This is a genomic window from Cupriavidus sp. U2 (assembly GCF_009663685.2).
GTDB classification, from domain to species: Bacteria; Pseudomonadota; Gammaproteobacteria; order Burkholderiales; family Burkholderiaceae; genus Cupriavidus; species Cupriavidus necator_C.
In genome coordinates, this window is record NZ_RCOG02000032.1 from 82587 (window position 1) to 97150 (window position 14564).

Here is a 14564-nt window from a genome sequence, read left to right on the forward strand (position 1 = left end):
TCCATCCGGATCGCCGTCGCACCTACCATTGAGTCCAAGGCAGTGCTGCAACCAGCCGGTTGTGGCACCCGAACCCTGACACGCAAGCCGATAACCCACCCGATCTGAAGGAGTCAACACCATGACCACCCGCCTGCACACCATCGCCACCCAGGACGCCACGGGCCAGACCGCCGAACTGTTCGGCGCCATCCGCAAGGCCGTCGGCAAGGTGCCGAACGCCTACGCCACCATCGGCAGCAACGCGCCTGCCGTGCTGGCCCAGGCGCTGCAGACCAACGCCGTGCTCAAGCAAGGCAGCCTGTCTGCCAGGGAACTGGAAGCGATCAACCTGTCCGTCAGCGAGCACAGCGGTTGCGACTACTGTCTGGCTGCCCATACGCTGACTGCGACAAAGATTGCCGGCTTCAGCGTGGAACAGACGCAGCAGTTGCGCCGGGGCACGTTCCCCGAAGACGCGAAGATCGATGCGCTGACGCGTTTCGCCGTGGAACTGGTGGGCACCCGCGGCACCGTACCGGCCGCCAGCGTCGAGGCGGTGCGCGCCGCCGGCTACAGCGATGCGCAGATCGTGGAAGCCATCCAGGCCATCAGCGCGATCCTGTTCACCAACATGATCAATCGCGTCAACGACACCACGCTGGACTTCCCGGCCGTGGTCTGACGCGGCAAGGCGTGGAGGCAGTGGCAGCGCCTGGTGTCCGGGGCCTAGTGCCAGGCGCTGCCCACCTGCAGGTAGAACGCGTTCTGGTTCTTGCTGTGGGCCACGTCGATACCCATCGACAGCCCCAGCTTGCGCGCGATCATGTAGCGAAAGCCGCCGCCGACACTGACAACGTTGGAGGCGTCCGAAAAGTCGTTCCAGCGGCCGTAGGCCCTGCCCATGCCAGAAAACGCCAGCACCGACCAGCGCGGCGTCACGTCCCAGCGCAGCTCGGCCTCGGCTACCAGCGCGTTGCGGTCCTGGTAGCGGCCCTTCTGCACGCCGCGCAGGTCCACATACGGCTGCGCGTAGAACGGCACGTCGCCGGACGAGAATCTGGTATCGGCCCGCAGCCCCAGAATCCACGTGCGCGCCAGCGGCAGCCAGGTAAAGCCACGCGCGTTGAACATATTGAAGTCTTGCGTGCTGCCCAGGCCACCGCGGGCAAACTGGGCCTCGAATTCCGCGTAGCTGCCCTTGTTCGGGAAGAAGATGTTGTCGCGCGAATCATAGTCGACCACCAGGCCGCCCTTGCCGATGCGCTGGCTTTTGTCGATCGGTCCCAGTTCATTGGCCGAAGCGCCAAACTTGAAGGTCGCCGTGGTGTCCGCATAGACGTAGCGCGGCCCGATATACCAATGGGAATCGGCCACGCGGAACAGCAGCTGCTGCACCAGCGCGAAGCCATCGAGCGAATAGGCGCGCGGCTGGTTCTGGACGCCGAAGTATTCCAGGTTGGCGTTGACCTTGCCGATGGCACCCAGATAGCGGATGCGATCGCCGCCCCAGGTATGGAAGTGCGCGGCGCCGGCCGCCCAGGTGCCGTTTTCCGTATAGGCCCCGCCCACGGCCGTGATATTGGGCGGCGCCGGCCCCTTGCCCGATGCCCGGGCCTCTGCCGCGGCATCGGCCATCGATTCCGAGAAGAACGCCAGCGCCAGCCCAAAGCCATAGCCCACGGCCGGCTCGGTGATGATCGTCGGCACCGGCAGTGCGCCCTTGTGGTGAAGCAGGAAGTCGCTCATGTCGAACATCCCGTCCTCGGGGTCGAACAGCGACAGCTTCGGCTTGGGCGCCGGCGCATTGTTCCCCGCCGACGGGGCTTCGGATGGCACGGCTGACGGAACCGGCAACGCCGCGGCCGCACCGTCCGGCAGATCGGGCTCGGCGCGTACCGGCGCCGGCGCGCTGGCCAGCCACGCCGATGCCATCACCACGAACACGGCCCAGGTACGCTTCATTTGCCGAAGGTCATGTTGAGGCCGGCGAATATCGTCCATTGCGGAACGCCGCTGCCGTCATGCAGCACGGAATACTGCGGCTCGACAAACGCGTTGAAGATGGTGTGCCCGTCTTTCCACGCCTTGCCCGCGCCCAGGCCGATCGGCACGTAGTAGGTGCCGTGCTGCAGGTCGAAGGTCCACGTCCCCGTGGACCGCACGTACCACCCATGCGGCAGGTTGAAGATCATGAACGGCTGGGCCGTCAGCGACTGCACGTCGGGCCGGCTGCTTTGCCCGGCGAACGAATGCTGCCACTGCACCAGCATGCCCAGCAGCCGGGCGGGCGTGGGGTCCACCACCACGGCGGCCACGCCGGCCTGCCACTTGCCCGTGCCCAGGCTGGGGTCGGTGGCGGTCGGCATCGTCAGCAACGGGCCGGCGCCGATCTGCATGCCTTCACTGCGCAACAGGAAGATATCGAACAGGTTGATGTCGCCCAAGCCGGTTTCGTACGAGCCGTCGGCCTTGGGCCGGGTACTGATGGGCACCGTGCCACGGAATATCTGGGGCACGCCGATCAGGCTGCCCGGCGCCACCGGGATGGTCGGGCGCAATAGCAGATCGTTGGTATGGGCATTGCTGCCATATAGCCGGGGCGAATAGAAATTCTGGATATTGAATGACGGCGCCAGGTTCAGCGGGTTGTTGCTCTTGTTGGCCAGCTCGGCGCTCGATTGCGCCCCGGCCCCACCCGGAAACGCGCCGGCGGCGATGCAGAGACTGCCCGCCACCTGGACTACGGATTTGCGTAGCGATTTACGGGCGGATTTTCCTCCAACTGGCACTCGCATCGGGTGAACTCCAGAGCAATGATCGACATGGGCCTGTGTGGCATATCAAGCCCCTGCCGGGCAATGTACCGGAGTGCCCCGCCAGATGGACGCCGCGCCGTGATGAACTTTCTTGCACCCCGCCTTAAGCAGTTTCGCATCGCGTCTTCGTGATATTGCAGGCGAAAGCATTACTGGCGTCACACATTGACATAATGTCGAGTCATTCAATAACCCGTACGGGGGATTATCCAATTGCCTTCAATTGCACCGCAGAAAATCTCACCGACACAATTTCGCGCATTTCATTTCATCTAATTCGAGACACAATAAAATTGAATTCCCATTTCTCAGCGGTTTTGCCAGACTACGGTCCGACGAATGCCCGCAACACAGCATTCATTCGGGGCGTGGATCGGTTACTGACCGATCAACTTTCGATCAGTGCAACGCAAAAGGAAACCGTCGTGAAGCACTACACACCTGACAATTTCCAGCTGACGCAAAGCATTGGCTTTCACCTGAACAAGGCCCGCAACAGCCTTCTGATGGAAATGGACTCGGCGCTGCGCCCACTGGACATCAACGGCCAGCAAATGGGTATTCTGCTTGCCCTCACCCGGGGAATGGCGAGCACCCCGTTCGAGATCAGCAAGCTCCTTGGCATCGATAGCGGCCTGATGACCCGCATGCTCGACAAGCTCGAGGAAAAGGGCCTGCTCGAACGCAGCCGCAGCATTGACGACCGGCGCGTGGTGAATTTGACCCTGACACCGAAGGGCCGGAGTATTGCCTCCGAAATCCCGACTATTGCGCCGGAAGTATTGAATCAGCGGTTGCAGGGATTTACTGTTGAGGAATTCGAGGAATTTCGCCGGCTGCTGTACAAATTCGTGAATGGCGGTTGAATCCGGTTATGCACGGTACGTGCGGGGAAACACCGCGCGACCACCCTGAGTCCGGCCGGGCATCTCCAACCCGGTGCCATCCTGCCGCGAGACACCGCCCGACACCCTTTCTCAACTGTCTGCCCGCAACGACGACACCGCGCGCTGCGCCTGGTCGATGGCTGCGGTGACCGAAGGACTTCCGGCCACATCGGCCCCGGCAATACGGACATTGCCGACGCCCAGGCCCGCCTGATCCAGCGCGCCTTGCAGGCCTGCGTCGTCAGGCATCAGCGTGGAAGGCATATAGCTGTAGCCATGCGCCCAGCGGTTGACGGTGATGCCGCGAATATCGCGGGCCGACTGGAAGCCGCCAGCGGCCAGCATGCGGTCCAGCTGCGCGCGGATATCGCGCTCCAGCACATCGAAGGGCGTGCCCAGCAGGAACGCCCGCCCCGCCCGGAAGCGTTCGCGTGCCTGCATGCCGCTGTCGGGCACGGTCGGCACATACAGCATGTGCAGCACCACCGGATCATCCCGCCCGCCAGCCGTGGGCTCCAGCCAGAGATCGGAATAGGCCATGGCCGGCGCATGGACGCGCCACGCCTTCAAGGCGTCAAAGGCGCGCCAGTTGTCGAGTGCCACCTTCGTGTAGACAAGCGGCGCCTTGACCTCCGCGCGCAGCGCGGCCTTGGCCGGCGCCGGGAGGGTCGGCACGATGAACGGCACCATCATGCCGTAGCCGGCCACAATCACGTGCTGTGCCTCGACGCGTTGCAGATTGCCCTGCCAGCCGTAGGTCACGCGCGTGATGCGCACATCGGGCTCGACCGCGATCGCCGTGCTGTTCAGCCGGATACGCACGGCGCTGCCGTCCTGGTCGAGCTTGCCGTAGTCGATGCGTGAGGTGCCCGCAACGCCGGCCGCCATACTGCCGGCTGGCAGCACGTCGGGCACCAGTTGTGCCACCAGCGCCCGGGCGAGCGTGGCGTTGCCATCCGCAAACCACTGGCGCGACGCCGGTGACTTGCCCAGCCGGGCATCCACACCCGGGTCGGGCATGCCGGCGCCCGCAGGCAACCCGATGGCGATGGCTTGTGCCACGGAGATCCCATCGGCATCCAGCGCGTAGGCGTCCTGGCTGCGGCTGCGCAGGAAACGCAGCGCGCCCAGCCCCAGCCCGGCCTTGTCGCGCAAGAACGTGGCGTAACGCGTGGATTGCAGATACGTGCGCCGGGTCTCGGCGGGCATCCCCGCCAGAAAATCGGTGGCACCCTGCGCCAGCCGCAGCAGCGCCTCGCGATCCGCTGCCGGCAATGGCGCTTTCTCCAGAAAACTACGCAGCTTGTCGATGGCATCGGTCGATACCGCGGCGCCGCGCAGGCGCGCATCGACAATGCCGGCATACGGATCGCCGGCCAGCCACTGGTCCCGACCAAAATGCCCGGCGTCGAAGAACACGGCACGCCCGAGGCCGCGGCGTTCGTAGTCTTCGCCGGGCAAGGCCCGCGCTTGCGCGGTGGGCGACAGCCCCAGCCCCGCCAGCAGCGCGCGCACCGCGGCGTTGTCGTTGGCCGACGGCGGCATTTCGGCGCTGCCGCCGTACGTGACCAGCGTGCGCCCACGCACCGTGAACTCGTTGCGCTTGGCGTGGCCGCCGAAATCGTCGTGATTGTCGAGAATCAGGATGCGCCGCCGGGCGCCGAACCGGCGCTGATAGAACCACGCTGCCGCCAGGCCGCTGATGCCGCCGCCCACCACCACCAGATCGTAGGCTTCCCTGGCCAGCACGCCGGGATACGTGGCGCCTTCGCGCGCCAGGCCGTGCGCCAGCGTGTAGGTGCCGGCATGGTTGCCGCGCAGGCCCGTCAACGCGGGCGGATAGATGCCCGTGGCCGGCCCGGGGGCCGCCAGCAACTGCGCCGGGGCCAGGCCCGCCGCCACGGTCATGGCGGTGCCGTTCAGAAAGTCTCTGCGGGTGATCGTCATGGCGTCATGGAGTCTCGGGGGCGCGCACGCCCATCGCGCGGCGGCGCTCGGCCACGGCTTCCGGGGTCACGGGCGCGGCGCGATTGCCCCAGTTGCCCCGGATGAAGGTTAGCAGATTGGCCAGCGCCTGGTCGTCCAGCGTCCAGCCATAGCCGGGCATGTGGTAGTCGGTGGGGGCCGTGTCCACGCGTGCCGTCACGGCGCCATCGAGCAGCAGGTTGACCAGCGATGCCGGATTCGGATCGACCACGGTCGGATTGCCGGCCAGCGGCGGAAACACCCGCGCAAAGCCCTTGCCGCTGCTCTGGTGACAAGGCATGCAGAAGGTGGCGTACTGGCGCGCGCCGGGCGTGTCGAAGCGGCCCTGGTCAAGTTGCTGCTGCGCGGTCGCGTCGTAGCGGAATGGCTGCGTCTCGCCCCGGGCGCCGGCAATGGATTTCAGGTACGTGGCCACCGCATCGAGATCGGCGGCGCTCATGTACTGCGTGGACGAGGCAATCACCGTGGACATCGGCCCGAACGACGTGGCGTGGGCGTTGCGGCCCGTGTGCAGGTACTCCACCAGGTCCGCTTTCGACCAAGCCCCCAGCCCGGTCAGGACATCGCCGGTGAGATTGGTGGCCGACCATCCCTCGACGGTGGCGCCTGACAGGAAGTGGCGGCTCCGTTCGTCGATGCCCTTCTCGCCATACAGCATGCCGCGCGGCGTGTGGCATGCGCCGCAGTGGGCCACTGCCTGCACGATATAGGCGCCGCGTTGCCAGGCCTGGCCCTGCTTCGCATCGGCCCGCACCGGATCGCCGCGCAGGTTCAGCCAGTTCCAGGGCACCAGCAGCCAGCGCATGCTGTACGGCCACTGCAGTGTCGTCTCGCGATTGGCCTGTCGCACCGGCTTCACCTCGCTGCGCATCCAGGCATAGAGCGCGGCCACGTCGTCGCGCGTCATCTTCGCGTAGGACGTATAGGGCATGGCCGGGTACAGCCGTTTGCCATCGCGCGCCTGGCCGTGACGCACCGCGCGATCGAAATCGTCGAGCGAATAGCGCCCGAGCCCGGTTTCGGCGTCGGGCGTGATATTGGTCGAATACACCGTGCCGACGCCGGTCTGCAACGGCAGGCCGCCCGCCATGGGCGCGCCGCCTGCGGCCGTGTGGCAGGCCACGCAGTTGGCGATGCGGGCCAGGTAGCGCCCGCGTGCAACCTGATCGGCGGCGGCTGCCGGCGCGGGCCCAGCGCCAGGCGCGGCGCCGGCCATCGGTATCAGGGCCATCGCCAGCCACCAGTATCGGAATATCTTGAATCCACGCATGGGCATCACGGATGGGTTAGCCTCGGGACACACGCTGGCGGCGTATCCACCATTCCACGCCGCCGAACGCGCCCTGCACCAGCAGCGCCAGCAGCGCGGCCGGGATGGCGCCCGCCAGCAGCAACGTCGAATCATTGAGCGCCAGGCCGGTGACGATGCGCTCGCCGTAGCCGCCAGCCCCCACGAAGGCGGCGATGGTGGCCGTGCCGACGCTGATGATGGCGGCCGTCTTGACCCCGGCCAGCACCACCGGCATGGCCAACGGGATTTCCACGTAGCGCAGTACCTGCAGCGGCCGGAATCCAAGTGCCCGCGCCGCGTCGCGCATGCCATGGGAAATCTCCTGCAGGCCGGTGCACGCATTGCGGACGATGGGCAGCAGCGCATAGAGGAAGAGCGCGATCATCGCCGGCCAGACGCCGATCTGCCCGAGCAACGGAATCAGCATGGCCAGCAGCGCCAGCGACGGCACCGTCTGCAGCATGCCCACCAGCGCCAGCAGCACTTGCCCCAGCCGGCGCCGGCGCGCCGCCACGATGCCCAGCGGCAACCCCACCAGCGTAGCTGCGCCCACCGCGCCGCCCACCAGCGCCAGGTGGCGCAGCGTCAGCCGCCAGGTATCGGCACTCACCAGCACCGGGAGCAGGCGATGGCCACCGGCCCGGCGTTCTCCGCCACGGCCCGCAGCGACCGGCCGGCCCGACAGAAATCGCCGCGCAATGGCCGCGAACGATTCCCCGCCGATCTCCGCCGCTGCGTTCATGTCGATCATGTCGGTCACGGTGATACGCCCGGCCAGCTGCCGCAACGCCTGCCAGGCGGCCGGAAATCGCTGCGGCACGTCCAGCCGGTACACGATCACGGCCTCGTAGCCGGGAAATACGTGCAGGTTGTCTTCCAGTACGCGCAGGTGGAATCGATGGATCTTGGCATCTGTCGAGTAGATGTCGGTGCCGTCGATCTGGCCATTGCGTAGCGCCTCGTACGCAATGCCATGGTCGATGCCGACCGGCTTCTGCGGCAGCCCGTACGCCCGTACCAGCGCCGGCCAGCCGTCGGCCCGCCCCAGGAATTCATGCGACAGGCCCAGTCGCATGTTGGGCTGGCGCGCCAGGTCTGCCAGCGTATGCAGGCTGCCCGCACGGGTATCGGCAACCGCGATGGCATAGGTATTCTCGAATCCCAGCGGAATGGCCGCGCCCAGCCCCATCGGCGCCAGCCCGGCGTTGATCTGCGCCAGCGTGGCGCGGCCGGGCAGCTTCAGAACTTCGCTGGCCAGCGTGCCGGTGTAGTCGGGGTAAGCATCGATATTGCCGGCCTTGAGCGCCTCGAACACGATGGCCGTGTTGCCAAGGCCCTGCAGGTGCCGCGTGCCCACATGGGCCGCCGCGGCCTGCGACAGGATTTCGCCAAGGATGTACGACTCGGTGAACCGCTTGGAGCCAATGCGCAGGGTGTCGGGCTGGGCAGCGTGGACGGCGGCCGGGCCGAACAAACAGGCAAGCGAGAACCAGACGACGAGCAGCCGGGGCGTGGGGGACAAGCCGGAGTCTCCGGGTGAGTTGTCCCGACATCATAAAGCCATACGAGGGCCATACAAGCAATCCCGGCGTGCGCCCTTTTCCCCCAGGCAGCCCCAGGCAGCCCCGGGCGGTTACTTTGCTTCCGGGCTCACATGGACGGCCAGCCAGACCGTGGGCTGCGCCGCGTCGGTCCAGGCCACCCGATGGCGGCAATGGGCGGGCAGCTGCAGCCAGTCCCCGGCGCCGAGCCTGTGGCGGGTGCCATCGTCGATTTCCACGCTGGCGCTGCCGCTGATCACCAGCACCCACTCGTCGTCGGCGCTGTCGTACCAGAAGTCCGGCGGACTGGCCTGGCCGTTCGAGACGATCCGCTCGATCCGGACCCGGCCCGTGGCCTGCCACGACAGCAGGTCCGTAAAGACCTCGCCATCGGTATGGACCGGGATGTCGTGCAGCAGGTTGCCCTGGATGGCGCGCATGGCGATGGCCTTGTTCCGGTGCGTGCCGGTCAGTCGCCCGGGCCGCCGGGCGCGATGACCTCGCGCGTGCCGTTGCGGCCCATCGGCGACACCAGTCCGGCGGCTTCCATCTGTTCGATCAGGCGCGCCGCGCGGTTGTAGCCGATGCGCAGTTGCCGCTGCACGGCCGAGATCGACGCCCGGCGTGACGTCAGCACGAATTGCGCGGCCTCGTCGTAGAACGGGTCGGCCTCGCCATCGCCGCCGCCTTCGCCAAACAGATCGGCAGCGCCTTCGGGCACATCGCCGGCCAGGATGGCTTCGTCATAGTCCGGCTCGCCGAACTGCTTCCAGTGCTCCACCACGCGGTGCACTTCCTCGTCGGCCACGAAGGCGCCATGCACGCGCTGCGGATAGCCGGTGCCCGGCGGCAGGAACAGCATGTCGCCCTGCCCCAGCAGGCTCTCGGCGCCCATCTGGTCCAGGATGGTCCGCGAGTCGATCTTCGACGAGACCTGGAACGCCACGCGCGTCGGGATATTGGCCTTGATCAGGCCGGTGATCACGTCCACCGACGGCCGCTGCGTGGCCAGGATCAGGTGGATGCCCGCCGCGCGCGCCTTCTGCGCCAGCCGGGCGATCAGTTCCTCGATCTTCTTGCCCGCCACCATCATCAGGTCGGCCAGTTCGTCGATCACCACCACGATCAGCGGCAGCGTCGATAGCGGTTCCGGCGCGTCGGGGGTCAGCGAGAACGGATTCGGCACCTTCTGCCCGGCCGCTTCGGCCGCGCGGATTTTCTGGTTGTAGCCGGCCAGGTTGCGCACGCCCAGCGCCGACATCAGCCGGTAGCGTTTTTCCATCTCGCCCACGCACCAGTTCAGCGCGTGCGCGGCCTGCTTCATGTCGGTCACCACGGGCGCCAGCAGGTGCGGGATGCCCTCGTAGACCGACAATTCCAGCATCTTCGGGTCGATCATGATCAGGCGCACGTCTTCCGGCGTGGCCTTGTAGAGCATCGACAGGATCATGGCGTTCACCGCCACCGACTTGCCCGAACCCGTCGTGCCGGCCACCAGCAGGTGCGGCGCGCGCGCCAGGTCCGTCACCACGGGGTTGCCCGTGATGTCCTTGCCCATCGCCAGCACCAGCTTCGACGCATGGGCATCGAACGCGCTGCCGCTGACGATCTCGGACAGGCGGATCATCTGGCGCTTTGCATTGGGCAGTTCCAGCCCCATGCAGGTCTTGCCCGGAATCGTCTCGACCACGCGGATCGACGTCACGCCCAGCGCGCGCGCCAGGTCCTTCATCAGGCCCACCACCTGCGCGCCGCGCACGCCGACAGCCGGATCGACCTCGAAACGCGTGATGACCGGGCCGGCGCTGGCGCCCACCACCGACACCGGCACCTTGAACTCGGCCAGCCGCTGCGCGATCAGTTCCCCGGTCTGCTGCAGCCGTTCCTCGGAAATCTGTTCCGCGCTCTCGCCGGTTTCGGCGGCGGGTTCCAGCAGGTCGGTGCCGGGCAGCCGGTAGTCAACCGGCACGCGGGGGGCTGCAGGCACAGGAAGTGGCGCAGGCGCCACCGTGAGCGACGTCTGGGTCGTAACGGGCTGGGCCGGGGTAAGCGCCACCGTGTTGCCCACCACGGCCGGCAACACGATGCGCGGCTTTGGCGTGGGCTGGACGAAGGCGTTGGCATCCTCTACCGGCGCGGGCTCCGCCGCCGGCACGGTATCGGCCGGCTGCAACGCTTCCGTGACGTCGATGGGTGCCGTCACGACGGTGGCGACTTGCGGGTCGGCCGCCGCATCGAGGGCCGTATCCACTTCGGCCCCGGGGGCCGGTTCGGCCTCGGCCTCGGCTTCGGCTTCCGAGATCGACGCGGCAACGGCGGCGTCGATGGCTTCCGATGCCGTTTGCGCCGGGGCTGTTGGCGCCTGGGATTGCGGCGCGACGGGCTCGAGCCGCTCCGCAGCGACCGGCTCGGCTTCGGTTTCAACGGCCTGGTCGAACGCGACAGCCGCCTCGGCCGCCAACGGCTCGACAGCCGCCTGGATCGGCCCCGGGTCTGCCATCGCTTGCAGCGGCCCGGCCTCCGCCGGCACTTCGACGGCAGGCGCTTCGATTGGCTTGCCGGCCAGCGCGCGCAATTCGGCCAGCAGCGTCATCGCTTCATCGCGAAGGGACGCCAGCGTGACAGGTTCGCCCGCCTGCGCCGGTGCGACAGCCTCCGCCAAGTCGGTGGCCGCCGCGATCGTCGCGATATCGGCCACGATATCGGCCGCGCTATCAGGCGCGCTATCAGGCGCGCTATCGGCCACGATCTCGGTGGCGCGCGCGACGGGGGTATCGGTTTGCGCGGCCGCCTGCGTGTCGGCCACGGGCGGCGCTTCGGCGACGGCCACGTCCGATTCAGCCGGTGCCGCCACGGCCGCAGCGGGGCTTGCCGCCACCGCGGCCGGCTTTGCCATGGCCTCCGGCAGCGTCGTGATGGCCGAGCGCAGGCCGAGTTGCGGATTGCGGAACGGGCTGCTGACCACGGTGGCCTGTGGTGCGGTGGGTCTGGCGTCGGGCCGGGCTTGCGGTTGCGGCTTCGGTTGCGCTCTGGACTGAGGCGACGGCGGCGTGGGCACGTCGGGCCTCGGTGCCGCGCGGGCCGGTGCGGCCACCGGCTCGGCCTTCACGGCGCCTGGGGCGCCGGCCTGATGCAGCCAGATCTCGCCCGGCTGCGGGGGCGACTGGCGCGTGCGCGGCGGCGGTTGCCAGGCCGGCTGGCGGCGTGCGGATACGGCTTCGATACCCTTGTGACGCGGCGCCGGCCGGCTCTGACCGGGCATCGACGTCGTTTCCCAGCGATCGCCGGATTCGCGCGGCGCGGCCGGCGCGGGCGCGGCCTCGGTGCGCGTATCGGTGCGGAAGTCGGAGCGGAAATCCGTGCGTGATTCGTGGCGCGTGGGCGCCGCAGCCGGTGCCTCGTCGGCATCCACGCGCGGGCGGCGCAGCAGGAACAGGCTGCGCCAGGTTTCGCCGAACACCATCGGCGCGGCCAGGCCCAGCACGGCCAGCATCATCAGCAGCGCGCCGGTCCAGCCCAGCATGCCGGACACCGTGCCGGCCAGCGCATGGCCGACGGCACCCCCGGCGGTAGCGCCTTCACCCTCGCCGCCGGTCAACGCCTCCAGCGTTGCACTGGCGCCCAGCACCAGCACCGTACCCATCCATATACGCAGCGAGCCACGGCCGAACAGGCGGCGATCGCCGGCGAGCACGCGCCCCACCGTTCGCCAGACAAGCGGCAACAGCCAGAAGGTCGACAATCCGAACCAGCCCAGACCCATTTTTGATATGACACGTTCAAAACCACGGGCAGCGATTGTAGCGGGTCTGGCTGTGCGGGACTGGCCCGGCGCGGAAAAACTTACGACTTTGCCACGCCTTATTGACCCGGCGCCCCGATGCCCGCGCGGAACGGATACCTGGCGAAGATCTGCCCCACCACCTGCTCGATCATCAGCTGGCTGGTCTGGCGCTCCGGCTGGCTGGCATCGCCCTGGGCCACGCCTTCCCAGACGAGCTGATTCCGTCTGGCATCGACGAGGTCGATGTTCAGCGTGCCCTCGGTATAGGTGTAGGTATCGCTATAGAAGCCGTAGCCGGGCCACGGCGCGTAGAGCCCGCCCCGGTAGGCGTAATAGCCCATGTAGCCGGGCGGCGGCATCGGCGCCGGGCTGCTGACGATCTTCTGCTGGAACTGCATGTTGAAGTTGACCAGCAGGTCGGGCTGGCGCGGCGCATATTCATAGCCGCGCGCCGTCATCTCCTTGTACACCGCGTCCTTCAGATATTGCGTCGTCAGGCTTTCGTAGCCCTGCCGGTCCGTGCCCAGGCGCGGCAGGAAGGCAAAGGTGCGGTATTGGGAAAAGTCGGTGCTGTGGTTGTAGTCGGTACGGATGTCGGGGCCTGTGGCACAGCCTGCCAGCGCGGCGGCCAGCACCGTGCCAAGGGCGGCCGGTACGCGAGACATCATCAGGCCTGACATGGCAGTCTCCCTATTTCCGGGTTACCAGATCCCGCTGGCTAATTCCACTTGCCGTCGATACCGCCGACGCTGAACCGTCCGGCCCCGAGCAGGGCCACCGCCAGCGCCGCGGCCAGGTACATCGCCTGCAGTTCCAGCGCCCAGCCGCCGGTGGGCGCCATCTCGCCAAGCTGCTTCGCATGGACAAGGGCGAACGCGAAGAGCATGTTGACGGCCACGATCAGGCCGGCCAGGCGCGTCCAGAGCCCGATGATCAGCAGGATGGGGGCAATGATCTCGCCGATGTAGACGCCGTAGGCCAGCGCAGCGGGCAGGCCGGCCTGCGTCACCACCTGCGTGACAAAGCCAGGACCGGACATCAGCTTCGAAATGCCGTGCAACAGGATCAGCACGCCCAGCACGATACGGAGAATGGCTTTGCCCAGGTCTTGCGTTCCTTGCGTACGACTCATCGCGATGGCTCCTTGCGGTTTGATGCAGGCGCATGTGACCTGCACAACTACCTTAGATCGTGCCAGCGTGAAGGTAAAGGCGCAGCGCCAACGGGAAGCCGCCCGCCTGGGCTCAGTCCGCGTCCGCCTTTTGGGCACCGGATCGCGCGGGCGGCGGCGCGGTGGGCGGCGCCGCATGCATCGGCACGCCGGTCGCCGTCATCATGCCTACCTTACGCGCGTGTTCCGGCAGCACTTCGGCCAGGAAATCGAGAAAACGGCGCAGTGCCGGTGTAACGCCCTGCCGGGACGGAAACACCGCGTGCAGCACGCCCATCGGCAGGTCCCACTGGGGCAGCACCACTTCGAGGTCGCCGCGCTCGACATCGTCGCGGCAGTACATGCGCGGGAGCATGGCGACGCCCACGCCGGCGATGGCCGCCTCGCGCAGGATCGCGAACTCGTCGGACACCAGACGCGGGTCGTAGCCAATATGGACGGGCTCGCCCGCCTTGTCGAACAACGTCCAGACATGGCGCCCTTCGTGCGGTTTCTGTGCCACCCCGGGCATGCCTTCCAGCGCCTGCGGCGTGCGGGGGCGGCCAATGCTGTCCAGCAGCGCGGGGCTGGCCACCAGCTTCATGTCGCTCCTGCCAAAGGTGCGCACCGCCAGGCTGGAATCGTCCAGCACATTGCGCACGCGCAGGGCCAGGTCATAGCCCTCGCCGATCACGTCAACCCGGCGGTTCGTGGCATCGATCTCCAGCTGGACACCAGGATTGGCGCGCATGAAGTGGCCGATATTCGGCGCCAGCAAGATCTGGACGATGGCCACGGGACAACTGATCCGGAGATGACCTCCCGGCTGCTCGCGCGCCTGGTCGACCACTTCACGGGCCGCCTCGGCCGCCTGCAGCATGTCTCGGCAATGGGCGTAGTAGGACTCGCCAAGCGGCGTCACGCGCACCTGACGCGTGGTCCGGCGTAAAAGCTGGACGCCCAGATCCCGCTCCAGTTGGGCGATGCGCCGGGACAGGCGCGATTTAGGCACCCCCGTGGCGCGACTGGCTGCGGAAAAGCTGCCGTGCTGCACCACCTGGGCAAACAGCGACAAATCGTTGAGATCCTGCATGGCGGGCGCTCCGTTGCATCGATAGAACAATCAT

Annotated in this window: 12 protein-coding genes; 2 read left to right on the forward strand and 10 right to left on the reverse strand. The window is 67.4% G+C overall.

Annotated elements, in window-relative coordinates:
• Window positions 1-121: 121 nt before the first annotated feature.
• Window positions 122-664: a carboxymuconolactone decarboxylase family protein gene (locus D9X30_RS24705; protein ID WP_153947739.1), complete on the forward strand. Its 543-nt coding sequence runs from the start codon at window positions 122-124 to the stop codon at window positions 662-664.
• A gap of 44 nt (window positions 665-708) precedes the next feature.
• Here D9X30_RS24705 and D9X30_RS24710 read toward each other — a convergent pair whose 3' ends face one another.
• Window positions 709-1944: a BamA/TamA family outer membrane protein gene (locus D9X30_RS24710; protein ID WP_228770888.1), complete on the reverse strand. Its 1236-nt coding sequence runs from the start codon at window positions 1942-1944 to the stop codon at window positions 709-711.
• Window positions 1941-2777 (reverse strand): hypothetical protein, encoded by an 837-nt coding sequence (locus tag D9X30_RS24715; RefSeq protein WP_228770889.1) that lies wholly within the window; start codon window positions 2775-2777, stop codon window positions 1941-1943. The genes D9X30_RS24710 and D9X30_RS24715 overlap by 4 nt, the downstream gene beginning before the upstream one ends.
• A gap of 446 nt (window positions 2778-3223) precedes the next feature.
• On the opposite strand from D9X30_RS24715, the gene D9X30_RS24720 reads away from it, so the two are divergent.
• Window positions 3224-3664 carry a MarR family winged helix-turn-helix transcriptional regulator gene (locus tag D9X30_RS24720; protein WP_249641081.1) on the forward strand — a complete coding sequence of 147 codons (441 nt, stop codon included), beginning with the start codon at window positions 3224-3226 and terminating at the stop codon, window positions 3662-3664.
• Between the two features lie 111 nt (window positions 3665-3775).
• Here D9X30_RS24720 and D9X30_RS24725 read toward each other — a convergent pair whose 3' ends face one another.
• The 8 genes from D9X30_RS24725 to D9X30_RS24760 form a co-directional block, all read right to left on the reverse strand.
• A complete protein-coding gene (locus tag D9X30_RS24725) occupies window positions 3776-5632 on the reverse strand; it encodes a flavin monoamine oxidase family protein (protein ID WP_153947740.1) in 1857 nt (618 codons plus the stop codon).
• A 4-nt stretch (window positions 5633-5636) separates the two neighbouring features.
• A complete protein-coding gene (locus tag D9X30_RS24730; RefSeq protein WP_502799685.1) occupies window positions 5637-6941 on the reverse strand; it encodes a c-type cytochrome in 1305 nt (434 codons plus the stop codon).
• 16 nt (window positions 6942-6957) lie between these two features.
• The gene (locus tag D9X30_RS24735; protein ID WP_153947741.1) at window positions 6958-8484 is read right to left on the reverse strand and encodes a glycine betaine ABC transporter substrate-binding protein; all 1527 of its coding nucleotides are present in this window, start codon (window positions 8482-8484) and stop codon (window positions 6958-6960) included.
• Between the two features lie 111 nt (window positions 8485-8595).
• A complete protein-coding gene (locus D9X30_RS24740) occupies window positions 8596-8943 on the reverse strand; it encodes a cupin domain-containing protein (protein ID WP_153947742.1) in 348 nt (115 codons plus the stop codon).
• A 29-nt stretch (window positions 8944-8972) separates the two neighbouring features.
• Window positions 8973-12266, reverse strand: coding sequence for a DNA translocase FtsK (locus tag D9X30_RS24745; protein ID WP_153947743.1), 3294 nt, complete (start codon window positions 12264-12266; stop codon window positions 8973-8975).
• A gap of 98 nt (window positions 12267-12364) precedes the next feature.
• The gene (locus D9X30_RS24750) at window positions 12365-12967 is read right to left on the reverse strand and encodes a DUF4136 domain-containing protein (RefSeq protein ID WP_228770890.1); all 603 of its coding nucleotides are present in this window, start codon (window positions 12965-12967) and stop codon (window positions 12365-12367) included.
• A 38-nt stretch (window positions 12968-13005) separates the two neighbouring features.
• Window positions 13006-13419 carry a DoxX family protein gene (locus D9X30_RS24755; RefSeq protein ID WP_153947744.1) on the reverse strand — a complete coding sequence of 138 codons (414 nt, stop codon included), beginning with the start codon at window positions 13417-13419 and terminating at the stop codon, window positions 13006-13008.
• 112 nt (window positions 13420-13531) lie between these two features.
• Window positions 13532-14530, reverse strand: coding sequence for a LysR substrate-binding domain-containing protein (locus tag D9X30_RS24760; protein WP_153947745.1), 999 nt, complete (start codon window positions 14528-14530; stop codon window positions 13532-13534).
• Window positions 14531-14564: the final 34 nt, after the last annotated feature.

Excerpts from the sequence above, each read along its gene's own strand:
- D9X30_RS24715 (WP_228770889.1), bottom strand. The coding sequence starts at position 2,777 with ATGCGAGTGCCAGTTGGAGGAAAATCCGCCCGTAAATCGCTACGCAAA.
- D9X30_RS24745 (WP_153947743.1), bottom strand. The coding sequence starts at position 12,266 with ATGGGTCTGGGCTGGTTCGGATTGTCGACCTTCTGGCTGTTGCCGCTT.
- D9X30_RS24760 (WP_153947745.1), bottom strand. The coding sequence starts at position 14,530 with ATGCAGGATCTCAACGATTTGTCGCTGTTTGCCCAGGTGGTGCAGCAC.
- D9X30_RS24740 (WP_153947742.1), bottom strand. The coding sequence starts at position 8,943 with ATGCGCGCCATCCAGGGCAACCTGCTGCACGACATCCCGGTCCATACC.
- D9X30_RS24755 (WP_153947744.1), bottom strand. The coding sequence starts at position 13,419 with ATGAGTCGTACGCAAGGAACGCAAGACCTGGGCAAAGCCATTCTCCGT.
- D9X30_RS24725 (WP_153947740.1), bottom strand. The coding sequence starts at position 5,632 with ATGACGATCACCCGCAGAGACTTTCTGAACGGCACCGCCATGACCGTG.
- D9X30_RS24710 (WP_228770888.1), bottom strand. The coding sequence starts at position 1,944 with ATGAAGCGTACCTGGGCCGTGTTCGTGGTGATGGCATCGGCGTGGCTG.
- D9X30_RS24750 (WP_228770890.1), bottom strand. The coding sequence starts at position 12,967 with ATGTCAGGCCTGATGATGTCTCGCGTACCGGCCGCCCTTGGCACGGTG.
- D9X30_RS24705 (WP_153947739.1), top strand. The coding sequence starts at position 122 with ATGACCACCCGCCTGCACACCATCGCCACCCAGGACGCCACGGGCCAG.
- D9X30_RS24730 (WP_502799685.1), bottom strand. The coding sequence starts at position 6,941 with ATGCGTGGATTCAAGATATTCCGATACTGGTGGCTGGCGATGGCCCTG.